General features: G+C 75.0%; 20 protein-coding genes. 5 read left to right on the forward strand and 15 right to left on the reverse strand.

The annotated features are described in order from the left end of the window. Positions 1–7: 7 nt before the first annotated feature. Positions 8–628: a TetR/AcrR family transcriptional regulator gene (locus ABD223_RS33560; RefSeq protein WP_344040742.1), complete on the forward strand. Its 621-nt coding sequence runs from the start codon at positions 8–10 to the stop codon at positions 626–628. Positions 629–729: 101 nt separating this feature from the next. On the opposite strand, the gene ABD223_RS33565 is transcribed toward ABD223_RS33560, so the two are convergent. After that, positions 730–1,296, reverse strand: a complete 567-nt coding sequence (locus ABD223_RS33565; protein WP_344040743.1) for a TetR/AcrR family transcriptional regulator — start codon at positions 1,294–1,296, stop codon at positions 730–732. A gap of 237 nt (positions 1,297–1,533) precedes the next feature. Here ABD223_RS33565 and ABD223_RS33570 point away from each other — a divergent pair, with 237 nt between their 5' ends. After that, the gene (locus ABD223_RS33570; protein WP_344040744.1) at positions 1,534–4,587 is read left to right on the forward strand and encodes an MGH1-like glycoside hydrolase domain-containing protein; all 3,054 of its coding nucleotides are present in this window, start codon (positions 1,534–1,536) and stop codon (positions 4,585–4,587) included. 13 nt (positions 4,588–4,600) lie between these two features. Here the strand turns inward: ABD223_RS33570 and ABD223_RS33575 are convergent, their stop codons facing one another. Then, positions 4,601–5,554, reverse strand: coding sequence for an NADP-dependent oxidoreductase (locus ABD223_RS33575; protein ID WP_344040771.1), 954 nt, complete (start codon positions 5,552–5,554; stop codon positions 4,601–4,603). Between the two features lie 138 nt (positions 5,555–5,692). Here ABD223_RS33575 and ABD223_RS33580 point away from each other — a divergent pair, with 138 nt between their 5' ends. Continuing rightward, positions 5,693–6,055: a winged helix-turn-helix transcriptional regulator gene (locus ABD223_RS33580; RefSeq protein WP_344040745.1), complete on the forward strand. Its 363-nt coding sequence runs from the start codon at positions 5,693–5,695 to the stop codon at positions 6,053–6,055. A 75-nt stretch (positions 6,056–6,130) separates the two neighbouring features. Here the strand turns inward: ABD223_RS33580 and ABD223_RS33585 are convergent, their stop codons facing one another. The 3 genes from ABD223_RS33585 to ABD223_RS33595 all read right to left on the reverse strand — a co-directional run bounded on the left by ABD223_RS33585 (position 6,131) and on the right by ABD223_RS33595 (position 9,845). Beyond that, the gene (locus ABD223_RS33585; protein ID WP_344040746.1) at positions 6,131–8,176 is read right to left on the reverse strand and encodes a HelD family protein; all 2,046 of its coding nucleotides are present in this window, start codon (positions 8,174–8,176) and stop codon (positions 6,131–6,133) included. A 136-nt stretch (positions 8,177–8,312) separates the two neighbouring features. Then, positions 8,313–8,867: a hypothetical protein gene (locus ABD223_RS33590; RefSeq protein ID WP_344040747.1), complete on the reverse strand. Its 555-nt coding sequence runs from the start codon at positions 8,865–8,867 to the stop codon at positions 8,313–8,315. An 87-nt stretch (positions 8,868–8,954) separates the two neighbouring features. Continuing rightward, positions 8,955–9,845, reverse strand: a complete 891-nt coding sequence (locus tag ABD223_RS33595) for a substrate-binding domain-containing protein (RefSeq protein WP_344040748.1) — start codon at positions 9,843–9,845, stop codon at positions 8,955–8,957. A gap of 309 nt (positions 9,846–10,154) precedes the next feature. Between ABD223_RS33595 and wrbA the strand changes: the two genes are divergently transcribed. Continuing rightward, positions 10,155–10,772, forward strand: coding sequence for an NAD(P)H:quinone oxidoreductase (gene wrbA, locus ABD223_RS33600; protein WP_344040749.1), 618 nt, complete (start codon positions 10,155–10,157; stop codon positions 10,770–10,772). Positions 10,773–10,822: 50 nt separating this feature from the next. On the opposite strand, the gene ABD223_RS33605 is transcribed toward wrbA, so the two are convergent. The 6 genes from ABD223_RS33605 to ABD223_RS33630 form a co-directional block, all read right to left on the reverse strand. Next, positions 10,823–11,881: a glycoside hydrolase family 10 protein gene (locus ABD223_RS33605; protein WP_344040750.1), complete on the reverse strand. Its 1,059-nt coding sequence runs from the start codon at positions 11,879–11,881 to the stop codon at positions 10,823–10,825. A 196-nt stretch (positions 11,882–12,077) separates the two neighbouring features. After that, a complete protein-coding gene (locus ABD223_RS33610; protein ID WP_344040752.1) occupies positions 12,078–12,893 on the reverse strand; it encodes a DUF1684 domain-containing protein in 816 nt (271 codons plus the stop codon). After that, complete coding sequence (locus tag ABD223_RS33615; RefSeq protein WP_344040772.1) at positions 12,890–13,834, reverse strand: TIGR03564 family F420-dependent LLM class oxidoreductase; 945 nt, start codon at positions 13,832–13,834, stop codon at positions 12,890–12,892. Before ABD223_RS33615 ends, ABD223_RS33610 begins: the two co-directional genes overlap by 4 nt. A 123-nt stretch (positions 13,835–13,957) precedes the next feature. Beyond that, complete coding sequence (locus tag ABD223_RS33620) at positions 13,958–16,063, reverse strand: RtcB family protein (RefSeq protein WP_344040753.1); 2,106 nt, start codon at positions 16,061–16,063, stop codon at positions 13,958–13,960. A gap of 139 nt (positions 16,064–16,202) precedes the next feature. After that, the gene (locus ABD223_RS33625; protein WP_344040754.1) at positions 16,203–18,134 is read right to left on the reverse strand and encodes a hypothetical protein; all 1,932 of its coding nucleotides are present in this window, start codon (positions 18,132–18,134) and stop codon (positions 16,203–16,205) included. Positions 18,135–18,159: 25 nt separating this feature from the next. After that, positions 18,160–19,176, reverse strand: a complete 1,017-nt coding sequence (locus tag ABD223_RS33630; protein ID WP_344040773.1) for a zinc-dependent alcohol dehydrogenase — start codon at positions 19,174–19,176, stop codon at positions 18,160–18,162. 134 nt (positions 19,177–19,310) lie between these two features. On the opposite strand from ABD223_RS33630, the gene ABD223_RS33635 reads away from it, so the two are divergent. Next, on the forward strand, positions 19,311–21,020 hold the full coding sequence (locus tag ABD223_RS33635) for a dihydroxy-acid dehydratase (RefSeq protein WP_344040755.1): 1,710 nt from the start codon (positions 19,311–19,313) through the stop codon (positions 21,018–21,020). A 15-nt stretch (positions 21,021–21,035) separates the two neighbouring features. Here ABD223_RS33635 and ABD223_RS33640 read toward each other — a convergent pair whose 3' ends face one another. Genes ABD223_RS33640 through ABD223_RS33655 form a run of 4 tightly spaced genes read right to left on the reverse strand, consistent with a single transcriptional unit; the run spans position 21,036 to position 24,526 of the window. Next, the gene (locus ABD223_RS33640; RefSeq protein WP_344040756.1) at positions 21,036–22,022 is read right to left on the reverse strand and encodes a glycine betaine ABC transporter substrate-binding protein; all 987 of its coding nucleotides are present in this window, start codon (positions 22,020–22,022) and stop codon (positions 21,036–21,038) included. Continuing rightward, positions 22,019–22,774 (reverse strand): ABC transporter permease, encoded by a 756-nt coding sequence (locus ABD223_RS33645; RefSeq protein WP_344040757.1) that lies wholly within the window; start codon positions 22,772–22,774, stop codon positions 22,019–22,021. The genes ABD223_RS33640 and ABD223_RS33645 overlap by 4 nt, the downstream gene beginning before the upstream one ends. Then, positions 22,771–23,886, reverse strand: a complete 1,116-nt coding sequence (locus ABD223_RS33650; protein WP_344040758.1) for an ABC transporter ATP-binding protein — start codon at positions 23,884–23,886, stop codon at positions 22,771–22,773. Before ABD223_RS33650 ends, ABD223_RS33645 begins: the two co-directional genes overlap by 4 nt. Continuing rightward, complete coding sequence (locus tag ABD223_RS33655) at positions 23,876–24,526, reverse strand: ABC transporter permease (RefSeq protein ID WP_344040774.1); 651 nt, start codon at positions 24,524–24,526, stop codon at positions 23,876–23,878. Before ABD223_RS33655 ends, ABD223_RS33650 begins: the two co-directional genes overlap by 11 nt. Between the last annotated feature and the right edge of the window lie 83 nt (positions 24,527–24,609).

Genomic DNA, 24,609 nt, shown 5'->3' on the forward strand with positions numbered 1-24,609 from the left:
GGACGGCGTGCACGAGGCGACCACGACGCAACCGCGCGCGGACGACGACGAGCGGGCCACCGGCTACCGCAGGCGGCTGCTCGACGGCCTGGCCGCGGGCATCGCCCGCGACGGCTACCGCGCCACCACGGTCGCGGACGTGGTCCGGCACGCGCGCACCTCGCGCCGCACCTTCTACCAGCACTTCCCCGACAAGGAGGCGTGCTTCGCCGCCCTGCTCGCCGTCACCACCGCGGACATGGTGCGCCGGATCTCCGCCGCCGTCGACCAGACCGCGCCGTGGGACGCGCAGGTGCGGCAGGCGGTGGAGGCGTGGGTCGACTGCGTCGAGGCCGCGCCCGCCCTCGTGGTCAGCTGGATCCGCGACGTGCCCGCCCTCGGCCCCGCCGCGCGCCGGTTGCAGCACGACGCGATGGAGGCGTTCATCGCCATGGTCCAGGAGCTGAGCGGCACCGAGCGGTGGCGGGCGCCGGGCGCCGAACCGGTGTCCCGGGAACTGGTCGTCATGCTGCTGGGCGGGCTGCGCGAGCTGAGCGCCACCACCATCGAGAGCGGCAGGCGGATGCGCGAGGTCGCCGACGTCGCGGTGCGGGCGTCGATCGCCCTGCTCGGTCCCCCGACCCGGTAGACCGGCCGCGCGGGGGTCGACCGCCCCCTCGAACAGGCCGACGGCGGCGCCGGGTCGGCCGTGGTCGCCGGGGCCGGGCCGCGTCCGCACAGGACCGGGGATCACCCGTCGGCGCGGCGCCGGTGGCCCAGGGTGTCGCAGGCCAGGTCGACGAGGTGGCGGGCCTCGTCCGACGTCGGGTGCTGGCGCAGGGCGGCGCTCGCCACCACCAGCGCGCCCAGCGCGCCGGCCACCCGCGCCCCTCGGACCGGGTCGGCGCCGGTGGTGACGGCGAACGCCTCGACCAGGGCCGACACGACCGGTCGGAGCACGACCGCCTCGCCACCCCCCGGCGCGGCGGAGAGGCCGGAGAGGATCAGCTCCGCGAAACCCGGCCGCCGCAGCGCCAGCTCCGCCAGCGCGGCGAGCGCCTCGCGGTCCCGGGCCGGGCCCGGCGGCCGGTGCGCGACCCCGGCGGCGATCATCCGCACCTCGACGAGGCAGCGCTGGACCACCTCGCCGCGCAGCGCCTCCTTGGACGGGTAGTGGTGCAGCAGGCCGGCCTTGGAGAACCCGACCGCCTCGGCGATGCGCCGCAACGACGTCTCCTCGAACCCGTGCCGGGCGAAGAGCGTCGCGGCCCCGTCGACGACCTGGTCGTCGAGCTGCTGGGGCGTTCGGCGCGGCACGACACCCACTGTAGGCCGGTGGGCGTCGGGGTGGAGGCGGAACGGCGTCGATCGCCACGGTTTGTCCACTGTGGACGGCCCGGGGCGCCCCCGCGCGGCCCGATTCGACGGCGGGCAGGCCCACCTGATATTTACAACGTTGGAAAAATGGGTTAGAAACGTCTTACCGGTGACCGCGCGGCGTGGCGCAGGCCAGGCCCCCAGTCGGCGTCACCTCGACGAGAACGGGAGCCGCCCGTGCCGCCCGACCGCCGCCCCGGAGCCGCCCTCCTCGCCGCCGCGCTGGTCCTCGGCCCGGCCACGCCGGTCGTGGCCGCGCCGGCCGGGTCCGCACCGGTCGAGGCCCCGCCCGTCGCGCCCGCCGCCGAGCCGTACCCGCTGTACCCGCAGGTGGGCGCGGGCACGGCGCTGTTCGACCACGGGGCGAAGCTGGCCGGTTTCGTCGAACCGGACTGGTACGAGGCGAACATCCCGTTCGTCGACCTGCCCGACGCCGAGGTGGAGGACACCTACTACTACCGCTGGCGCACCTACAAGGAAGCCCTCAAGTACACCGGCCCCGAGGACGGGTGGATCGTCTCCGAGTTCCTCGGCCCGGTCGGCTACTCCGCCCCCGGCGGCGGGATCGTGGCCGCCGCCGGGCACCACGTCTACGAGGGCCGCTGGCTGCGCGACAGCCGCTACCTCGACGACTACCTGGACTACTGGCTGCGCGGCAGCGGCGCGGGGCCCAAGCCCGCCACCGACTTCCTCAACGAGCACACCACCGACTGGGCGCACCAGTACTCCTTCTGGGCGGCCGACGCGGTGGTGGCGCGGGCCCGGGTGGACGGCCGGTGGGACTTCGCCGCGGACCGGCTGCCGGAGCTGGAGCGGCAGTGGGCCGCGTGGGCGCCGCAGTTCGACCGCGACCTGGGCCTGTACTGGCAGGTCCCGGTGTGGGACGCGATGGAGTACACCGCGAGCGCGTACCAGAGCGACGACCCGTACCACGGCGGCGACGGCTTCCGGCCGACCATCAACGCCTACCAGTTCGGCGACGCCGTGGCCATCGCCGAGCTGCTGCGGTCGCGCGGCCGGCCCGGTGACGGGCAGTCCGCCGACCGGTACCAGGAGGCCGCCCGCGCCCTCCAGTCCACTGTGGATCGGCACCTGTGGGACCCGGACAAGCAGTTCTACCAGCACGTGATGCGCGACGACCGGGCGGTGGTGCCCGACCGCGAGCAGATCGGGTTCGTGCCCTGGTACTTCCACATGGCCCCGCCTAGCGCCGCGCCGGCGTGGGCGCAGCTGACCGACCCGATGGGCTTCGCCGCGCGGTTCGGCCCGACCACGGTCGAGCGCCGCAGCCCGTGGTTCATGCACGACGCGCTCGTGGGCTGCTGCCGGTGGTCGGGCCCGAGCTGGCCGTACGCCACGAGCCAGGCGCTGACCGCGATGGCGAACCTGCTCAACGACTACCCGGCCCAGCCTTACGTCGACCGGCAGGACTACTACGACGTGCTGCGCGGCTACGCGCTGACGCAGCGCAAGGACGGCCGGCCGTACGTGGCCGAGGCGCACCACCCGGACGAGGACCGCTGGATCTACGACGGCCGGGGTCACAGCGAGGACTACAACCACTCGACGTTCACCGACCTGGTGCTGTCCGGTCTGCTGGGGATCCGGCCGCGGTCGGGCGACCAGGTGCGGATCTCGCCGCTGGCGCCGGCGGGCTGGGACCACTTCGCCGTGGAGAACGCCCCGTACCACGGGCACAACCTGAGCGTCGCGTGGGACCGGGACGGCGACACCTACCACCGGGGCGCGGGCCTGCGGGTGTGGGTGGACGGCGAGCTCGTGCACCACCAGGCCGACCTGCGCCCCGCGGACGTGCGGGTGGGCCCGGCGCGGCGGGTCGACGCCGAGCCCCTGGTCGACGACCTGGCCAACGCCTCCGGGACCGGCCACCCCGCCGCGTCGGCCTCCCACACCTGGCACGCCGACTCCCCCGCGGACGCCGTCGACGGCCAGGACTTCCACCTCGACGTCCCGTCCACCCGCTGGACCAGCTACGGCAGCCCCCACCGGCAGGACTGGCTCGCGGTGGACCTGGGCGCGCCGACGCGGGTCTCCGACGTGCGGATCTCCTTCTACGACGACGGGGGCGGGGTGCGCACCCCGGACGCCTACGACCTCCAGCACCGCACACCGGAGGGCGGGTGGGCCGACGTGCCGGGGCAGGTCAGGACGCCGCGGACGCCCGAGCGCGGTCGGCTGCACCGGGTGCTGGTGGCACCGGCGGTGGTGACCGACGGCCTGCGGCTGCGGCCGTCCCGCGCGGACGGCGGCGCGGTCGGCGTCACCGCGTTCCAGTCCTGGCGCGCCGAGGACCGGCGGGTCACCGCCCGGCTGCGCGCCGACGACGGGGTGCTGGGCGTGCGGCCGGGCGGCGGCGCCGAGGTCGTCGCGGAGGTGCGCGCGACCGGGCCGCTGACCGTCCGGCCCGCCTTGCTCGTGCCCGCGGGCTGGCGGGCCGAACCCCTCGGACCCCCGGGCGACCAAGTGGTCACGCCGGACAGGCCGGTGGAGCTGCGGTGGCGGCTGCACGTGCCCGGCGCCGCCGCGCTGGGCGAGCGCGCGCCGCTGCGGCTGATGATCTCCACGGACGTCGGGCACACGGCCGACCTGGTGCACGCCGAGGTGGTGTTCGACCCGGCCGACTTCACCGCGCCGGTGTGGGACGACGGGTTCGACGGCCCGCTCCGCGCGTACCGGGTCGGGGCCCGCTTCGGCGAGCCCGTGCCGGCCCTGCGCGCGGACGGCGGCGCGCTGGTGGTCGAGGCGGGGCGGCAGTCCGCCGCCGTGCTCGCCGCACCGGTGACCGCGCCGGCCGGCGACCTGGCCGTGGTGCTGGAACCGCGGTCGTTCGCCGGGGCCGCGCCGGAGGACAGCGTGCTGCTCGGTCGCGCGAACGGGCCGGACGACCTCGTGCTCGCCTGGTACAACAACCACTTCCGCACCTCGGCCGCCGACGTGCGGGTGGCCGGCCGCGACCGCGGCGACGCCGCCGGCGGCTGCTGCGCGACCGTGGCGTGGTCGCCCGGGGACCGGTTCGCGGTGGTGTTCGCCGGTGGCGTCATGACCAGCTGGGTCGAGCACGACGGCCGGTGGCGGGGCCTGCGCTCGGCGCCGTTCGGCGCGGCGGTGGAACCGGGGCGGGTCGAGGGCTGGTCGCCCGCGATCGGCGTGCGGTTGACCGGCGGCCGGCTGGAGCTGGAGCGGGTGACCGTGCTGGGGCGGCCGGGCTGACCGACCCGTCCGGTCAGGGCGCGACCCGCAGCACGACCTTGCCCCGCACGCGCCCGCCGGCCATCAGCTCGTGCGCCCGCGCGGCCTGCTCCAGCGGCAGCACCTCGGCCACCTCGACCTCGACCACGCCCTCGTCGATCAGCCGGGCCAGGCGCGCCAGCGCGGCGCCGTCCGGTTCGACCAGGAACGGTCGGGCCCGCACGCCCCGCTCCCGCGCCGCCGCGACCAGCTCGGGCGACACCCCGCTGGGCACGGCGACCAGCAGGCCGCCGGGCGCCAACGCGGCCAGGGACCTGGTGCTCGTGCCGTCGACCTCGTCGCCGACCAGGTCCACCACCACGTCCACGTCCCGGACCGCGTCCTCGAAGCGGGTGGCGGTGTAGTCGACGACCTCGTCCGCGCCGATCCGGCGCAGCCAGTCGTGCTTGTCGGCGCGGGCGGTGCCGATGACGTGCGCGCCCAGGTGCTTGGCGAGCTGGACGGCGAAGTGGCCGACGCCACCGGCGGCGGCGTGGACCAGCACCCGCTGCCCGGCGCGCACACCGGCCGCGTCCACCAGGACCTGCCAGGCGGTCAGCGCGGCCAGCGGCACCGCGGCGGCCGCGTCGTGGTCGACGGTCCCGGGCTTGCGGGCGAACTGCCGGGAGGGCGCGGTGACGTACTCGGCGTAGCCGCCCGCGGCGCGCGGGAACCACGGCATCCCGTAGACCTCGTCGCCGACCTCCAGGGTGTGCACCCCGAAGCCGACCTCCTCCACCACTCCGGACACGTCCCAGCCCACGGTGAACGGCGGCTCGCCGAGGACGCCCGCCATCCCGCCGCCGCCCCTGGTCTTGTGGTCGACCGGGTTCACCCCGGCCGACACGACGCGGACCAGCACCTCCGTCGGCAGCGGCGCGGGCCGCGGCACGTCGGCCACCCGCAGCACGTCGGGACCGCCGAACACGTCCTGGACGACGGCGCGCATGGTGCTCATGGAATTCCCTCCGACCGGCCGGGCCTCGCGCCCGGCATCGCCGGAACGCTATGCCCGAGGGAGTGGTAACCCGCAAGGGAGACTACTATCCAAAAGGAAGCATGCAGCTCAGAGGTAGGGAGAACAGCGGTGACGGCGACCTGCGCGACCGGACAGCACGACGAGCACGACGTCTACGCCGCCCAGTGCCCGTGCCGCGAGGTGCTCGACCTGCTGGCCAACAAGTGGTCGGCGCTGGCCATCGGCGCGCTGGAGGCGGGACCGCGGCGCTTCGGCGCGCTCCAGCGCCAACTGGAGGGCGTGAGCCCCAAGGTGCTGACCAACACCCTGCGCCGCCTGGAGGACGGCGGTTTCGTCAGCCGCACGGTCTACCCGGCCGTGCCGCTGCACGTCGAGTACGAGCTGACCGCGCTGGGCCGGGGCGTGGCCCGGCCGCTGGCCGCGCTGCGGAGCTGGGTCGAGGAGCACCTGCACGAGATCGGCCCGGCCTGAGGCCACCCCACCCTCGATCCAGCCCGCCCGGCTGTCAGCGTTTGACCGTCGGCGTTCGACCTCCCTCCCCGCCATTCAGCGCTCGACCTCCCGCACGGCCGCCAACTCGGCGGGCGGCGGACCGGGGTGCACGACGCCCAGCAGGCGGGTGGTCCTGGTCATCGCGACGTACAAGTCGTGGTGGCCGAGCGGTCCGCCGGCGAGGATCGCCGCCGGGTCGACGACCAGGACCGCGTCGAACTCCAACCCCTTGGCGCGTCCCGGGGTGAGCAGGGCGACCCGGTCCGGCAGCCCGGCCGCCAGGGCGTCGTGGCGGGCGGCGGGCGCGATGACCGCGAGCGGGCCGCCGTCGTGCGCGCCGGCGATCCGGGCGACGAACGCGGGCAGTTCGGCGTCCGTGGTGCGCACGCGCCACGGCGGTTCGCCGGTCGAGCGGACCGACCGGGGCGGGCGCAGCTCGGGGTGGTGCGCGGCGAGCAGGTCGGCGGCGACCGCCATGACCTCCGCCGGGGTGCGGTAGTTGACCGTCAGCTCGGCGAGTTCCCAGCGGTCGCCCACGTGGGGCCGCAGCACGGTCGCCCACGAGGACGCGCCCGCCGGGTTGCCGGTCTGGGCGAGGTCGCCGACCACGGTCATCGACCGGCTCGGGCACCGGCGCACCACCGCCCGCCAGGCCATCTCCGACAGCTCCTGCGCCTCGTCCACGACCACGTGCCCGAACACCGCCCGCGCGCCCGCGCCCCGGATCAAGGCATCGGCCTCGTCCAGGAGCAGCACGTCCTCGGCGCTCCAACCGGCGGCCCGCGCGCCGAGGAGGTCGGCCACCACCCCCTCCGGCGTCAGCGGCGGCCACAGCCCGTCGAGCACGGATCGGACGCCGGCGTCGGCGAGCAGGGCGTTCCGCAGAGCGGCCCGGTCGGTCTCGTCCAGCAGGGTTCGCGGGCCGTCGTCACCGACGTCGTCACCACCGCCGTCGCCGTCGTCCAGCACGACGCCCGCGGCCGCCAGGGCGCGGAGGTCGGCCTCGCCGAGCCGCCCGTCCGGGCTGCCGCCGTCGATCGCCTCGCCGGTGTCGGTGAGCACGACCGCCTCCAGCAGGTCGGCCAGGTCGCGCGCCGGCGCGTCCACGACCTCGCGCTGGAAGACCAGCCCGGCCTGGTCGTGCGGCAGCCCGGTCCGCCGGGCCGCCCGCACGGCACGGCGGCACGTGCCCGGGTCGAGCCACAGCACCAAGCGCTCGAACTCGACCTCGACCGGCCGGTCGGGCTCCCGGACCCGGGACCGCACCTCGGCCGCCGGCCGGTCGGCCAGGTCCGCCCGGCCCTTGCGCTCGGCGGTGGCCGGCGGGTCGACCCGGCTGACCCGGACGCCCGTCAGCAGGTCGGCGACGGTCGTGGTCACCACGGCGTGCTCGCCGAGGCCGGGCAGCACCTGGCCGACGTGGTCGAGGAAGACCCGGCTCGGCCCCACGACGAGGACGCCGCGGTCGCGGAGGCGCGGGTGCGCGTGCAGCAGGTGGGCCACGCGGTGCAGCGCGACGGCGGTCTTGCCGGTGCCCGGACCGCCCTGCACCACCAGCACCCCGCGGTGCGCGTGCCGGACGACCCGGTCCTGCTCGGCCCTCAGGGTCGCGACGACCTCGCGCAGCCCGCCGGTCACAGCCGCGAGCAGCGCCGCCTCCCCGATCACGACCAGGTCGTCGGCGCCGGCGTGGTCCGGGTCGAGCAGCTCGTCGTCCAGGGCGACGACCACCCGGTCCCGCGTGGTGATGCGCCGCCGTCGCCGGACGCCGTGCGGTTCGACGGCCGTCGCCGCGTAGAACGGCCGGGCGGCGGGTGCGCGCCAGTCCACCAGCAGGGGTTCGCCTCCGCCCTCCCGGAACAGGCCCAACCGCCCCACGTAGACGCGGCGGCCGTCGTGCAGGTCCAGCCGCCCGAAGCACAGCCCGTGCTCCACCGCGTCCAGCCTGGCCGCCTCCGCGCGCCAGATCGCCGTCGCGCCGTCGTCGCCCGCGCGCCGCGCGGCTGCCACGCGTTCGGCCGCCTCGCGGCGCAGGGCGTCCAGGTGCGCGTACAGCGCGGTGAGGTGCTGTTGTTCGAGGTCGAACTCGCTGGTGGTCACGCCGCTGCTCCTCCGTGAACCGGTGGTCCGGTGGCACAGAGGATGCGGGTGGCCGACGCGCGGGAACAGGCTTGTTCTTCTCCGCCGCGTCAGCCGCGCCGGGAAGTGCGAGGTCGGCGCGGCGCGAAGAAATTCGCTAGGGCGTGGGCGGTTGGGTGGTGGGCGGCTGCCACGGGTCGGCCGGCGCGGGAACCACCGGCGCGGGGTCGGCCGGTTCGAGGTACGGGGGCAGGACGGGGCCGGTGGGCGGCGGCGGGACCGGGTTGTTGATCACGATCGGGGGCGGTGGGTCGCCGATCGGGACCTCCAGCGGCGGGCGCGGCGAGGGTGTGCGGTTGTTGCGCTCGGCCACGGACAGGCCGTCGGACGGGACCGCGCCCGTCTGAGGTCGCGGCGCGGTCGGGTCGGCGGTGCCGGGTTCCACCGAACCGGGTTCTGCCGAGCCGGGTGCGACAGGGCCGGGTGCGACGGCGTGACCGGGTTCGGCCACCGGCTCGCCGGCCGCCGGTCGGTCCGCCGCGGGCGGGCTGCCGTCCGGCCACCGGTGCGACGGCGACCCGGCCGGGACCGGGGGCTGCGCCCGGTCCGCCGAGGGCGGCGACGGGACCGGTCTGCCGACCACCACCGCCGACGGCACCACGCCGACCAGCACCGCCAACGACAGGACCCGGACCGCGCGGCCGACCGCCACAGCGCCTCCCCACCACGAACGAGGCGACGCCTCACGAATTCGACCGGGGGATCTTCCCCCGCGCCCGGGAACCGGGCAAGGGGCAGGTCAGGGCCGCTCGGTGGAGGACCGGACGACCAGCTCGGTGGCCAGCTCGACGTGCCCCGCGGCGGGTGACCGCCCCTCGATCAGGTCGGCCAGCAACCACCCCGCGCGCCTGCCCATCTCGGCGAGCGGTTGGCGGACGGTGCTCAGCTCGGGCGAGCAGCGCCCGGCGGCCGGCAGGTCGTCGAAGCCGATGACGCTCAGGTCCCCGGGCACCGACAGCCCCGCCGCGCGGGCCGCGTCGACCACGCCGAGGGCCTGCTCGTCGTTGGCCGCGAAGACGGCCGTGGGGCGCCGGGGCAGGGAGAGCAGTTCGCGCGCCTCGCGGCGACCGCCCTCGCGGCTGAAGTCGGCGTGGCGCACCAGCGCGGCGTCCGGTCCGACGCCGGCGCGGGCGAGCGCGGCGCGGAACCCGTCGAGGCGGGCGTTGCTGCACAGCACGTCGCGCGGGCCGCCGACGACGCCGATGCGGCGGTGCCCGAGCGACAGCAGGTGCCGGGCGGCCACCGCGCCGCCCTCCCGGTTGGCCGCGCCGACGCTCGGCAGCTCGGGACCTGGCACGGCGACGGGGTCGATGAGCACCACCGGCATCCGGGCGTCGGCGAGCACGCGCCGCTCGTCGGCGCCGAGCGGGCACAGCACCAGCAGCGCGCCGGCCCGGCGGGCCTCGACGAGCCCGGTGGCCAGCGACCGGTCCCGGCCGCCCAGCGCGGACATCGCCACGTCCAGGCCGGAGTCCACCACGCCGCGCATCAGCTCCATGGCCCAGGAGCTGTTCAACGCGGGCAGGACCAGCTCGACCAGCGGCGCCCGCCGGTGGGGCGCCGCGGGTCCGCGCGGCCGCCGCCTGGTCGACGGGCTGACGTGGCACCCGCGGCGGGCGACCCTGGCCACTGCGGTGGACGGAACTCCCGTCGTGGTGCTACCCATCGTCAGTCGACACATGGCTCCGATAGTATCGACATTTCAACGAAAGACAATCATCGTGTTGAGCAGCAGCGATGTTCGGATTCCCTGAATCGATGCAACCTCAGACGGACCTGCCGCATTCGGTTCAACGAAAATAAATCGCAAATAGTTTCGCAACATTTCGAGGCCTGTGCCCCGATCAGGTCCACTTCCGGGATCCAGGTGAGGCCCGTCCCGCAGCGGGTAAGCCAGCCCTTGACCCCGATCCCCGACCACGTCGAACCGGGAGAGCCGATGCCGGACCTGAAGACCGCTGTCATCTACTACTCCGCCACCGGCAGCGTGCACGCCCTGGCGCAGGCCGCAGCCCAGTCCGCCGAGCACGCCGGGTCGGAGGTGCGGCTGCGGAAGGTGCGGGAGCTGGCGCCGGAGGAGGCGATCGCGAGCAACCAGGGCTGGGCGACCCACGCCCAGCAGACCCAGGACCTCCCCGAGGCGAGCCTGGACGACCTGGAGTGGGCCGACCTGCTGGTCTTCGGCAGCCCCACCCGGTTCGGCCTGCCCGCGGCGCAGCTCAAGCAGTTCCTGGACACCGCCGGCCCGCTGTGGGGCGCGGGCAAGCTGGTCAACAAGGTGGCGACCTCGTTCACCTCGGCGGCCACGGCGCACGGCGGCCAGGAGACCACGATCACCGCGATCAACAACGTCTTCTACCACTGGGGCTGCATCCTCGTGCCGCCCGGCTACGCCGACCCGATCCAGTTCCAGGCCGGCAACCCGTACGGCACCAGCCACGTCTCCGACAACGGACAGGTCCCGCCCGGGCAGGTGGAGCTGGACGCGATCGCGTTCCAGGCGCGCCGCGCGGTGGAGATCGCCCGCGCGGTGAAGACCGGCCTGGCGTCGGCGTAGCCGGGCGTGGCAGGCATGGCAGGCCGTGGCGGGCGAGCCGTGGCCCGCGGTCAGCCGGCGAGCAGCGCGAACAGCACGGCGTAGTAGGCGGGCTTCTTCTCACCCCGACCGTCGAACAGCAGCGGGGTGCCCGAGGCCCGCCACGAGTCGGTGTCGCGGACGCCCCACACGGTGATGCCGGTGCACCGCGGCACCGAGTAGCAGTCCTGGACGACCCTGCGGTAGTCGTCGGCCTGCGCCGCACCGGAACCCTCGACGTCCAGCTCGGTGAGCTGCACGTCCACCCCGAGGGCGGCGAAGTTGCTCAGCGTGGTCCGGAAATCGGCGGGCAGCGGGTTGACGCCGGCGAAGTGCGCCTGGATGCCGACGCAGTCGATGGGCACGCCACGGGACCTGAAGTCCCGCACCATGCGGTGCACGGCCTGGGTCTTGGCGTGCGCCCAGTTCTCGATGTCGTAGTCGTTGTAGCAGAGCTTCGCGCCCGGGTCGGCGGCCCGCGCGGTCCGGAACGCCGCCTCGATCCAGTCGTCGCCGGTGCGCTGGAAGCTGGAGTCGCGCCGCCTGCCGGAGGTGCCGTCGACGAACGCCTCGTTCACCACGTCCCACGAGTGGATCTTGCCGCGGTAGTGGGACGCGACCCCGGTGACGTGGTCCAGCATCGCCTGCCGCAGCGCGGCGCCGGTCAGGTTCTGCAACCAGCCCGGCAGCCCCGAGTGCCACAGCAGGGTGTGGCCGCGGACCTCCTTGCCCCGCGCGAGGGCGTGGTCGACGATGCGGTCGGCGTTGGCGAAGGAGAACTCGCCCTGCCTCGGCTCGGTGGCGTCGAGCTTCATCTCGTTCTCGGGCGTGACCACGTCGAACTCGCGGTCGAGGATTCCCGCGTACGCGGGGTCGGTCAGCTTGTTCGCGGCCACGGCGACGCCGAAGTAGCGACCGGTCCGGTTCGCCGCGGCGGCCAGGGTCGGGGTCCGGGTGACGCCCCGGTCGTGCGCGCGCGGGCCGCTCAGGCGGTCGGAGTCGGCGAGAGCGGTGGAGGGCAGGGCGGCGAGCAGGAGGCTCGCGGCCACCACGGGCACGATGCCCAACGGGGCCTTGGGGGATCTGCGCACTCGACGAGTCCTTTCCGGACGGACGCGGGGGCGCGGCTCGGGCACCGACCGGTGGCGGAGCCGGTCACCGGTGCGTGCTCGCGCGAGGAGCACGATCGTCGGGCGGGTCCCTCGCGCGGGTCAAGGCTTACCGCAAGCTTGCGCAACGTCGCGCCACCGCCCGGCCCGGGATCGATCCCGGGCCGGGTCAGCGCCGTCAGGAGCGCTCGTGCGGCGTCTTCTCCCCCGCCTCGACCGCGAACGGCAGCCGGTTGCCCTCGGGCGGCAGCGGGCAGGTGGCGAAGTCGGTGAAGGCGCACGGCAGGTTCACCGCGCGGGTGAAGTCCAGCACCACCGAGCCGTCCTCGCCCGGCGGCGGCACGGCCAGCGACCGGTTCGCCGCGTAGGTCGTCACCCCGCTTGTCGCGTCGGTGAACAGGATGCTCAGCCCGCCGTCCTTGCCGTTGAACGCGGTCAGCGCGTGCTCCGCGCCGCCGTGCCGGAACCGCACCACCCCGGGCGCGGTGTAGACGTGGGTCAACCCCTCCACGACCGCGCCGACGGTCGTGGGCCGCGGCTCGTCGAAGGGCTCGTACGAGCCGGTGAGCACCCACTCCGGCCGCGGTTCGTAGGCGGGCACGCCGCGGAACCCCTTCAGCGCGGGCGCCTCCGGGTCGTGCACCCGGATCAGGTAACCGCCGCGGCGGGCGACCTCGACCTCCACGCCACCGACCGTCACCCGGACCCCCGGCCCGCTCTGCACCAGCGCGAACCGCAGCGGCCCGGTGACCGGCTCGCCCTCGTGGACGACGCCCTCCGCGCCCCGCGGGTCGAAGTGCGCCGCCTCCTCGTCCTGCCACCACGCGCCGGGCAGCCCCGGGTAGGTCCGGGGCGCGTCCTCCAGCCAGTCCAGCGACACCAGCGCCAGCCACCCGTACGGGTCGGCCAGGTCCCGCTCCCGGCCCTCCTTCCAGGCCTCCCAGTCCGCGACGAACCGCTCCACGTCCACCTGATCGCCCACCACACCGGTCACCGGGCACCCCTTTCCACGAAGTCGTCACCCTCTTGCGCCAACTCACCCAGGAACCGCCACGTCCGCAGCCGGTCCTCGTCACCCGCCAACGCGGTCTGGGTCGCCACGACCGAGGTGGCGCCCGCGTCGACGTACCGGCGCAGCTGCGCCGCCACGGCGTCCTCGTCACCGATGACCGCCAGGTCGGCGGCCGACGCCACGCCTTCGAGCTCGACCACCCGCCGGTAGGACGGGATGCCGTCGTAGAACGACAGCGCCGCCACGGCCTCGGCACGGGCCCGCTCCACGTCGTCGGTCACCACCACCGGCACCGCCGCCACCACCCGCGGGTCACCCGGCGCGGCGCGGCGCAGCTCGGGCACGACGTGGTCGGCCAGGGCCCGGGGACCGGCCAGGAACGGCAGGATGCCGTCGGCCAGCTCCCCCGCCACCCGCAGCGCCAACGGCGCCATCGCCGCGACCAGCAGCGGCACGGGCCCGGCGCCCGGCAGCGCCGCCGGCACCGGCGTGCGCGCGGTCAGCGCCTCACCCGCGAAGTCGACCGACCCGGTGGCCAACACCTCCCGCAGCACGGTCAGGTACTCGCGCAGGTGCGCGGCGGGCCGCTCGTGCGGCACGCCGTAGACGGGCTCGACGAACGACTTCGCGCCCAGCCCCACCCCCAGCGTGAACCGCCCGCGGGTCGCCGCCTGGGCCGTCTGCGCGGCCGCGGCGACGGGCAGCGGGTGCCTGCCGTAGATCGGCACGACCGACGTGCCCACCTCCAGCCCCGGCACCTCCCGCCCCACTAGCGCGGCCAACGCGATCGCGTCGTAGTCGAAGACCTGCGGGAACCAGACCGAGCGCAACCCCAGCTCGGCGGCCCGCCCGGCGTCCGCCACCACCTCGTCGACCAGGTTGGCCGCCGCCGGGACGGCGGGCAACACCACACCGATGTCCATGTCCGACATCAACCGGGCCGCGCCGGTCCCCCATTCCACGTCCCGCGATGTGGGAACGACGTGGTCACGGCTCCTGCCCGCGTGGGACCGGCCGACCCCGCCACGGGATCGGCCGGTCCCGCGTCAGTCGCCCTTCACGTTGACGACCTGCCGCAGGGTGTGGCGCACCTCGACCAGGTCCTCGGCGTCCCGCATCACCACGTCGATGTCCTTGTACGCGGCCGGGATCTCGTCGATGAACGCGTCCGTGTCGCGGTACTCGATGCCCTCCATGGCCTTGCGCAGGTCGTCCCGGGTGAACGTCCGCCGCGCCTTCGACCGCGAGTACTCGCGGCCCGCGCCGTGGGGCGAGGAGTTCAACGACACCGGGTTGCCCTTGCCCACCACGACGTACGACGCGGTGCCCATCGAGCCGGGGATGAGCCCGGGACGGCCCTCCTCGGCGTTGATCGCACCCTTGCGGGACAACCACACCTCCTTGCCGAAGTGCGTCTCCCGCTCCGTATAATTGTGATGGCAGTTATGGGTGAGGATGTTGTCCGCCAACGCGAATGACTGCGTTCCCTCGACGACCGCGCAGTACACCTCGGTCCACTCGCCGGTCGGTCGAACGGAGATGACGTTCCAGCCCCGGCGCTCGGCGGCGTGCCGCCCGGCGACGAACCGCGCCCGGTGGTGGTCGAGCAAGAAGAACTCCGGGCCGAGGTCACCGCGCATGAGGCCGACGAGGTGCAGGGCGGTCGGCTCACCGCCGAAGCCGCTGCGCAGCCGCGACCTGATGCCGAACGTCCCGATGCCGACCGCTTGGCAGGCCAGGCGGACGAACTCCAGGTCCGAGAAGGACGCGGAGGTCAGGGTCGGGCGCCCGGTCCCGTCGACGTCGCCGTCCGCCGCGAAGTAGCCGGCCAGCCACCCGTACAGCTCGTCCGCCGGTGCGTCGAGCGGCGGGCGCTCGGTCTTCCACTCGACCGGGAGGCCGTTGATCCGCGTCTGATCGCTGTACACGCGCGGAGGACGTCCCAAGCCGTCGAACAAGGGCATGAGCGCCGCGTCCTTCGTACCGCAGAAGTTGGCGGTCGACCGGTTCCCGTTCCTGCTCCCATCCCCGTAGACGAACCCGCGTGCGGCTGCGAGTCGATCCACCGCGAGGCCCTCCGGCCTCCGGGGAAAGGTGAACTGGAGGCGGTCGCCGGCCTTCAGCTCCGCCGTCGTGGCCTCGTGCTCGTGCCCTCGCCGCGAGCGGAGGAGCCAGCGGTGGCCGGGCGTGGCCCGGATCTTCTTGACGACGCCGGAGCGGCTGAGCACCACCTCGTGCACTTCCTGTCGGCCGAACGAGCGAACCGGGGCCTTGACCCACTCGCCGTTCGCGGTGAGCAGTTCGTGGCGACCGCCCGCCAGTGCCTCGATGGGGCGCGTGCCGGTGCGGGTGATGACCTTGGTCTCGCCCGCGAAGCAGTTGACGGTCTCCAGCCGTCGCGCGTCCTGGCCGCTCCACCCGGACAGGCAGTCGACGACCCGGTCCATCATCTCCTCGCGGTTGAGCCACGCGAACTCCTGCGCCCAGCGCATCTCCCGGATGTACCGCCAGAACTCGTCCTCGCCCTCCACGAGGTAGGCGAGGTCCAGGTCGGGCAGGTCGATCCAGCGCCGCTCGCACTGCCGGCGGGCCACCGCGATGTGCTTCTGCGCGATCTTGTTGCCGACGCCGCGCGACCCGGAGTGCAGGAACAGCCACACCCGGCCGGTCTCGTCGACGGTGACCTCGATGAAGTGGTTGCCGCTGCCGAGGCTGCCGAGCTGGGACGCCCAGTTGCCGGCGTACGAGGCGGGGTCGAAGCCCGCCGCCTCGGCGCTGCGGGTGAGCACGTCGACGCGCTCGCGCGCGGTGTCGGTGAGGCGGGTGTTGTGCTTGCCGGCGGACAGCGGGACGGCCTTCTCGATGGCCTGCCGCAGGGGTGCGAGGGGTCGGGAGCGGAGGTCTTCCCGGGTGAACTGGGTGCGCACGGCGATCATGCCGCAGCCGATGTCGACGCCCACGGCGGCGGGGATGATCGCGCCGAGGGTGGGGATGACGCTGCCGACGGTGGCGCCCTTCCCGAGGTGGGCGTCGGGCATGAGTGCCAGGTGCGGGTGGATGAACGGCATGCGCGAGGCCTTCTCGGCCTGCTCGCGGGCGCCGGGGTCGAGGATGGACGCCCAGTTCACCAGCCGCTTGTTGATGTGCTCCACGGTTCTCCTCTGCTCGTGGAGGAAGTTATGCGGCGGCGGCCTTTGTCGCGACCCAAATTCGCCTGGGGGTGGAGGTGGGGATGAACGGGGCGGGGCGGGGAACGCGACGGTGCGGGCGCCGGGCACGCCCGCCAGGTCGTCACCTGCGCCACACGCCGTCCGGGCCGGGGCTGGTGAGCCTGGCGAAGTCGAGCCGGCCGGGTTTGGCCTGACGGTGCAGGCGGGACAGCATGTCGTGGCGGCGGCGCGCCAGCACGGCGATCACCGCCTCGGGCGGCAGGGCGGCCTCCTCGCCGCGCGCGTTGCCGTACCAGTTGCCCAGCAGTTCCAGCGCCAGGTCGGTGACCATGACCGCGCCGACGCCGTGCACCGCCTCGTCGCCGACGAGGCCGGAGTGCAGGGTGAGGTTGCGCGTGGCGTAGAGGGAGTCGACCACCGTGGTCATCCGCTCGGTCCGCTCCCGCACCCACGCGGCGAGCAGCGCCGGGTCGGCGAGCCGGGCCCGCCACTGCTCGACCTGCCGCCGGGCGGCCGGGTGCAGCACGGGCAGCAGGGCGTCCAGCGCGGTCCGGGCCGTGACCAGCGGTTCGGGGTCGCGCGCGGGTGGGCGCAGCAGGTCGGTCCACGTGTTGAGGTCCCGCAGGTGGTGCCGTTCGTCGTGGCGGGCGTGCCCGCCGATGGCGGCCAGGGACGTGGCGACGAGGTCGGTCAGGGCGGCGAGGTCCCGTTCGGCGGGGTCGGCCTCGGCGGCGGCCAGGAGGTCGGCCAGCCGGGGCCGGTGCGGGTGGTCGGGTGGGCAGCGGTCGAGCGCGCGCCGTCGTTGCGCCGCGGTGCGGCGCGCGAGGCGGGCCTTGACCCGGGCCTGGTCGAGCCGTGCGGACGCGGACTGGCGCACGACCCGGTAGGCGCCGACGACCTCCTGGCGCAGGGACTGCACGGCCAGGGCGGCCGCCAGGTCGGCGCGCCGCACCAGCCCGCACGCCTCCAGCGCGGACCACGCCAGCGCCGACGCCACGGCGGGCGCGCCCACGGCCACGTGCGCCATCCGCAGTGCCCGCCGCACCTCCTCGGGCAGTTCGCGGCGGGTCAGCGGGCGGGCGATCGGCGTGCCCCGGTCCGCCGGCCGCCACTCCTCGGTGTCGGGGCCGCCCACGCGGTTGACCAGCACGCGGGCGTCCACGGCCAGGGTCAGCAGGCGGGTGCCCGCGGTGTACTGGTCGAGCAGCTCGGCCAGGGCGCGCCGGGCGCGGCGCGCGGCCGAGGGCCGGTCGACGGCGGACACGACCAGGCTCACCACGCACGCCTCGCCACCGGGCGGCGCGTGCTCGACGAAGGCGCGCAGCCGGTTCGTCGCCGGGCCCCACCGCATCCGGTGCGCCGATCGCAGCGGCGACTGGTCCGCGGTCGGGTCGAACACCTCCAGGTCCGCGAGGGCGCTCGTGCCGCGCACCACCAGCGCGGCCCGGTGGGGTGCGGGGGCGGGCAGCAGGGTCCGCCACACGGCGTCGGCGTCCCAGCGGGTCAGCCGGGCGAGGTCCTGCTCCGCGGCGACCGGGTCGCGGTCCGCGCGGGCCAGCAGGCAGGCCACCTCGTCGGCCACGAGGTCCAGCGACCCGTCCGGGGACTCCCACACCCGGGCGAACCGGTCGGCCAGCACGTCGTCGAGCGCGGCGACGGCCAGCCGCAGCGGTTCCAGGATCGTGCCGGTGTGGTCGCGGGAGCCGTCGCCGGGGCCCTCGGCGATGGCCGCCCGCACGCCGACCAGCAGCGCTTCGATCGGCGCCAGCACCTCCTCGCCCCACGCCTCCACGACCACCGGCAGCCGGCGGAGGGCGTTCTCGCACAGCTTGTCGACCAGGTGCTTCTGCGGCTGCCCGACCTCGTGGTGGTGGGTGAGGGCGGCGTGCAGCCGGGGCAGCTCGGTGACCAGCCCGGCGAGCGCGGACGCGTGCCGGCTGTGGATGGCGGTCGGCTCGACGCCGCCGAGCACCCGCTGCACCAGGTGCGCCTGGTCGGCCGAGCAGGCGTCCAGCCGCTCGGACAGCTGCGCGTCGAAGCCCCGGTACCTCACCCGCGCGCCCCCTCCCGCCGGCCCGTCAGGGCAGGCGGGGGTCGACGTGGACCTTGGGCCCGGGGCCGGCTCCGGCCGGTCGCCGCCCGGCGAGCACCGCGCCGACCTGGTCGAGGCCGACCGCGGCGGCGACGAGCGGGCGCGGGTCGACCGCGCCGGTGGCGTAGGCCTCGATGGTGGCGGCCAGTCCCGGTGAGGCGGACAGCACGCCGACGGCGGTGACGTCCTTGAGCGCCAGGGTGCGGGTGTCGACGGCGCTGGGCGTGCCCGCCAGGCCGATGTAGACCAGGCGGCCGGCCGGTTCGACCGCGTCGAGCGCCAGGGCGGGCAGGTGCGGCGCGTTCGAGGCGTCCACGACCGCGTCGAACGGCAGGTCCGGGAGGTCGTGCTCGGTCCAGGTGTGCTCGAAGCCGAGGGAGCGGGCGAACGCGAGGGAGTCCGGGGTGACGCCCATGAGGTGCACCTCCGCGCCCGCGGCGCGCAGGAACAGGGCGGTCAGCAGGCCGATCGTGCCGGGGCCGAGGACCAGCGCCCGGTCGCCCGGTCCGGCGCCCGCGGCGCGGGCCGCGCGCAGGGCGTTGCCGCCGGGTTCGACCAGCGCGCCGAGCACGGGGTCCACCGCGTCCGGCAGGGCGTGCAGCGACGAGGCGGGCACGGCCAGCCGCTCGGCGAGCGCGCCGGGGCGGCCGTCGCGGATGCCGACCTCCTGCCGCCGCTCGCACACGTGCGGGCGGCCGCGCAGGCAGCGGCGGCAGGTGCCGTCGCCGATCATGGTGTCGCCCATGACGCGCCTGCCGAGCCAGGAGGGGTCCACGCCGTCGCCGACCTCGGTCACGCGGCCCGCCCACTCGTGCCCCGGCCTCATCGGGTAGGACGAGTGCCCCTCGTGCAGGTAGGCCATCTCGCCGGTGAAGAACTCGACGTCCGTGCCGCACACGCCGGCCCGCTCGACGTCCACGACCACCTCGCCGGGGTCCGCGACCGGGACCGGCACCTCCTGGACCGCGTGCTCACCCGGTCCGGTGAGCACGAAGGCGCGCATCGCGCCCGTCGTGGCGCGGGCGCGGGCGCGGCCCACCTCGGTGTCGGGTGCTGTCGCGTCGTCGGGCATGTGCGTACCTTCGGGGGGTTGGGCGTCCGGATCACCGTAACCCAGGGCCCGGGAGGCGGTCGGCAGTGGAACTCCGCAGCGCGCAGTGGTACGCGGGTCAGGGGCGTGACGCCTACATCCACCGGGCGTGGATGCGGCGCGGCGCGCCCGGTGACGCCTTCGACCGGCCGCAGGTCGCGATCGCGAACACCGCCTCGGACCTCACGCCGTGCAACTCGCACCTGACCGAGGTCGCCCGATCGGTGAGGACCGGCGTGCACGAGGCGGGCGGTGTCGCGCTGGAGCTGCCGGTGGTGTCGCTGGGCGAGACCCAGCTGCGGCCGACCGCGATGCTGTGGCGCAACCTGGCCGCGATGGCGGCGGAGGAGCTGTTGCGGGGCAACCCGGTCGACGGGGTGGTGCTGCTGGGCGGCTGCGACAAGACCATCCCGTCGCTGCTCATGGCCGCCGCGTCGGTCGACCTGCCCGCGGTGGTGGTGCCCGGCGGGCCGATGCTGACCGGCACGTTCCGGGGCGTGCCGCTCGGGTGCGGCACGGACGTGTGGCGGCTGTCGGAGGAGGTGCGGGCGGGCACGCTGTCGGCCGAGCAGTTCGCCCGGTCGGAGTCGGCGATGATCCGCAGCCGGGGCCACTGCAACACCATGGGCACCGCCTCCACGATGGCGCTGGTCGCCGAGGCGTTGGGCCTCGTGGTGCCCGGTGTGGCCGGCACGCCCGCGCCGGACAGCCGCCTGCTGGAGGCCGCGCACCACACCGGGCGCCTGGTCGTGGGCATGATCGCGGCGGACCGGCGGCCGGGTTCCTTCCTCACCGAGGGGTCGTTCCGCAACGCGATCGTGGCGCTGGCCGCGATCGGCGGCTCCACCAACGCCGTGGTGCACCTGCTGGCCATCGCCGGCCGCCTGGGCATCGACCTGACCGTCGACGACTTCGACCGCATCGGCTCGCGCGTGCCGGTGCTGGTGGACCTGCTGCCCGCCGGGCGGTTCCTGATGGAGGACCTGCACCGCGCCGGCGGCCTGCTCGCGGTGCTGCGGGAGGTCCGCGACCTGCTCGACCCGGACGCGCTGACCGTGACCGGCCGGCCCCTGGTGTCCTACCTCGACGACGCGCCGACCTGGGACCCGGAGGTGATCCGGCCGCGCTCCGCCCCGCTGGTCGCCGAGGGCGGCATCGCGGTGCTGCGCGGCAACCTGGCGCCGCGGAGCGCGTTGATCAAGCCCGCCGCCGCGTCACCGCACCTGCTGCGCCACCGCGGCCGCGCGGTCGTGTTCGACAGCGTCGAGGACTTCCGGGCCCGCGTGGACGACCCCGACCTGGACGTGGACGCCGACTCGGTGCTGGTGCTGCGCGGCTGCGGCCCCAGGGGGTACCCGGGCATGCCCGAGGTCGCCAACATGCCGCTGCCGCGCAAGCTCCTCGAACGGGGTGTGCGCGACGTGGTCCGGGTGTGCGACGGCCGCATGAGCGGCACCGCCTACGGCACGGTCGTCCTGCACGTGACCCCCGAGGCGGCCGCCGGCGGCCCGCTGGCGCTGGTGCGCACCGGCGACGTCGTCGCCCTCGACGTCGAGGCCCGCCGCATCGACGTGGAGGTGTCCGACGAGGAGCTGGCCCGGCGCACGCCCGACGCGGCCACCGCGGCCGGGTTCGCGGGTCCCCCGCGCGGTTGGGAACGCCTCTACGTCGACCACGTGCTCCAGGCCGACACGGGCGCCGACCTGGACTTCCTGCTCGGCTCCAGCGGCCCGGGGGTGGGGCGTGAGTCGCACTGAGCCCCCGGCGGCCGGTCAGGGCGCGGGCACGGACACGAAGCCCTCCTCGACCAGCCAGTCGCGGGCGACCACGGCCGGGTCGCGGCCGTCCACGTCCACCTCGGCGTTCAGCTCGCGGATCGTGTCGTTGTCGAGCTTCGCGACGATGGGCGCCAGCACCTCCCGGACCCGCGGGTGGGCCCGGTCGAACTCGTCGCGCAGCACGACCGCGGCGTTGTACTGGGGGAAGAACTTCTCGTCGTCCTCCAGCACCACGAGGTCGAGCGCCAGGATGCGCCCGTCGGTGGTGAACACCTCGCCGAAGTTGCACAGCCCGTCGGCGGTCGCGGTGTAGATGGTGCCGGTGCCGAACGTCTTGACCTGCACGGCGCCCGCGTCGAACCCGTAGGCGCGGGCCACGCCGGGGAAACCGTCGTTGCGGCTGACGAACTCGGTCTCCAGGCAGAACACGCCCTTCGCGGGGTCGCGGCGGATCAGCTCCGCCATGTCCGAGGTGGTCCGCAGGCCGTTGGCCTCGGCGAACGACCGGGTGACGGCGAAGGCGTAGGTGTTGTTCACCGCCGAGTAGTCCAGCCAGGCGAGGCCGTTGCGGGCCAGGTCGGCGTCGCGGACGGCCTCGTACTGCGCCCGCTCCCCCTGGATCGGGTCGGTGTTGCCCAGGTAGCTGATCCACCCGGTGCCGGTGTAGTCCCACGACAGGTCGATGTCGCCGGTGATCAGCGCCTGCCGGGCGCTGTTGGAGCCCTGGATGTTCGTCATGTCCCGCACGTCCGCGCCGGCCGCCACCAGCGCGACCTCGGCGAGGTAGCCCAGGACCTGGTTCTCGGTGAAGTCCTTGGAGCCCACGGCGACGTCCACCCCGGCCAGCTCCGGCACCGGCCGGATCGAGCCGGGCCCGACCTCGAACGGCAGCGCGAACGACGATTCCAGGCCGCAGCCCGACGCGAGCAGGCCGGTGGCGAGCGCCAGGGCGGCCAGCCGCGCCGCCGGTGTGCCCCTCATCGCAGCCCCTTCGGTCCGAGGTGGGCCTCGGCGACCGCGCCGAGCCAGTCCACCAGCAGCGCCAGGCCCACGGCGAGCACCGCGCCGGTGATCAGCACGGTGACCCGGGCGAGCTTGTAGCCGGTGTCGATCAGCAGGCCGAGCCCGCCGCCGTTGACGAACACCGCCAGGGTCGCCACGCCGACCGCGTGCACCAGCGCGGTGCGCAGCCCGGCCAGGATCAGCGGCACCGCCAGGGGCAGCTCGATGCGGCGCAGCACCGTCGCCGAGGACATGCCGATGCCGCGACCGGCGTCGACCAGCGCCGGGTCGACGCCCTGCAAGCCCACCACGGTGTTCCGCAGCACCGGCAGCAGCGTGTAGAAGGCGATCGGCAGCACCGCCGCCCACAGCCCGTCCAGGCCGGACACCAGGAAGAACAGCACGAGGATGCCGATCGCGGGCGAGGCCTGGCCGATGGTGGCGATGCCGAGGAACACGGGCGCGGCGCGGCGGGCCCACCGGCGGGTCAGCAGCACGCCCAGGGGCACGGCCACCACCAGCACCAGCGCGGTCACCGCGAAGCTGATCACCAGGTGGTCCCGGGTGGCCGACGCCAGGGCGGGCGCGTTGATGCTCTGCCGCTCGATGGAGTCGAGGTCCTGGCCGAACGCCCAGGCCAGCACGCCGCCGACCAGCACCAGCACGGCGATCGGCTGGACCAGCAGCCGCAGCCGCTCGGCGCGGCGGACCTGCGCGACCGCGGCCGTCACGTGCCCACCTCCGCCGCGTGCTCGTCGCGCAGCTTGCGCACCGTGCCGATGACCGCGTCCATCTCGACCACGCCGACGTACTCGCCGCGCGCGCCGGTCACGACCGCCGCGCCGCCCTCGGTGAGGATCGCCTCCAGGGCGTCCTGGAGCGTCGACTGGAGCGACACCGAGTCGCCGACCGGTCTCGGCTGGCGCGGGTCGCGGGCGTGCACCCAGCTCACCGGCCGGTTGCGGGCGTCCAGCAGCAGCGCGTACTCGTGACCCGAGCCTGCCAGCCTGCGGCCGACCTCGGCGGGTTCGTCGCCGACCGAGGCGGTCACCGCCTGGCTCAGCTCGACCTCGCGCACCCGCCGCAGCGTCAGCTGCTTGAGCGACGCGCCCGCGCCGACGAAACCGGCGACCGTGTCGTCGGCGGGGTTGGCCAGGACCGCCTCGGGCGTGTCGTACTGGAGGACCCGGGAGCGCGTGCCGAGGACCGCGATCCGGTCGCCGAGCTTGACCGCCTCGTCGAAGTCGTGCGTGACGAACACGATGGTCTTGCGCAGCTCGGCCTGCAACCGCATCAGCTCGTCCTGGAGGTTGCCGCGGGTGATGGGGTCGACCGCGCCGAACGGCTCGTCCATCAGCAGCACCGGCGGGTCGGCGGCGAGCGCCCGCGCGACGCCGACGCGCTGCTGCTGGCCGCCGGACAGCTGCCGGGGGTGGCGGTCGCGGAAGTCGGCGGGGTCCAGCCCGACCAGGTCCAGCATCTCGTCCACCCGGTCGGCCACCCGGGCCTTGCCCCAGCCCAGCAGGCCCGGCACCGTGCCGACGTTCTGCGCGACCGTGAGGTGCGGGAACAGCCCGGCCTGCTGGATGGCGTACCCGATGCCGCGGCGCAGCTCGTCGGGGTCGAGCGAGCGGGTGTCGGTCCCGCCGATGGTGATCCGGCCCGAGGTGGGCTCGATCAACCGGTTGATCATGCGCATGGTGGTGGTCTTGCCGCAGCCGGACGGGCCGACGAACACCACGATCTCCCCGGCCGGGACGGTCAGGCTGACCGAGTCGACCGCGGGCTCCGACGAGCCGGCGTAGCGCTTGGTCACGTCGATGAGCTCGATCTCACTCGCCACGGATCCCCCTGGAGGTGGTGAAACGGCCGATGAGCGCGAAGATCCCGTCCAGGACCAGCGCGAGGACCACGATGCCGAGCGTCCCGGCGATCGCCTGGTTCGTCGCGTTCGCGCTGCCCGCCCTGGTCAGCCCGGCGAAGATCTCCACGCCCAGGCCGGGGCCGCGCACGTAGGCGGCGATCGCCGCGATGCCCATGAGCATCTGGGCGGAGGTGCGGGTGCCCGCCAGGATCGCGGGCCAGGCCAGCCGCAGCTCGATCCTGGTCAGGGCGCCCAGCCGGGTCATGCCGATGCCGCGGGCCGCGTCCCGCACGGCCCCGTCGACACCGGAGAGGCCCACGATCGTGTTGCGCACGATCGGCAGCAGCCCGTACAGCACCAGGGCGACCACGGTCGGCTCCACGCCCAGGCCCAGCACCGGGATGAGCAGGCCCAGCAGGGCGAACGAGGGGATCGTGAGGATCGCGCTGGTCAGCGCCGTCGCGACGGTCGAGCCGAGGGGGCTGCGGTACACCGCGACGCCCAGGCCCACCCCGATGACCGCGGCCAGCAGCGTGCACTGCACGACGGCGCTGACGTGCAGCAGGGCCTCGACCGCCAGGCGGTTCCACCTGTCGGCCACGAATTCCCAGAAGCTCACGGCGACCCCCGGCCGGGCGCGGGCGGGCACGGGGGCTGGCACGATCTCGAAGCGGACATCCCGACCATCATGCGGGAATTCCC

The organism is Saccharothrix xinjiangensis, assembly GCF_039527585.1.
Taxonomy (GTDB): domain Bacteria; phylum Actinomycetota; class Actinomycetes; order Mycobacteriales; family Pseudonocardiaceae; genus Actinosynnema; species Actinosynnema xinjiangensis.

What these genes read in the sequence shown, in the direction of transcription:
- ABD223_RS33575 (WP_344040771.1), bottom strand. Translation starts at nt 5,554, where the DNA reads ATGCGCGCCGTCGTCCAGGACGTGTTCGGCGGTCCCGACGTGCTGCGG.
- wrbA (WP_344040749.1), top strand. Translation starts at nt 10,155, where the DNA reads ATGCCGGACCTGAAGACCGCTGTCATCTACTACTCCGCCACCGGCAGC.
- ABD223_RS33615 (WP_344040772.1), bottom strand. Translation starts at nt 13,834, where the DNA reads ATGGACATCGGTGTGGTGTTGCCCGCCGTCCCGGCGGCGGCCAACCTG.
- ABD223_RS33630 (WP_344040773.1), bottom strand. Translation starts at nt 19,176, where the DNA reads ATGCGCGCCTTCGTGCTCACCGGACCGGGTGAGCACGCGGTCCAGGAG.
- ABD223_RS33640 (WP_344040756.1), bottom strand. Translation starts at nt 22,022, where the DNA reads ATGAGGGGCACACCGGCGGCGCGGCTGGCCGCCCTGGCGCTCGCCACC.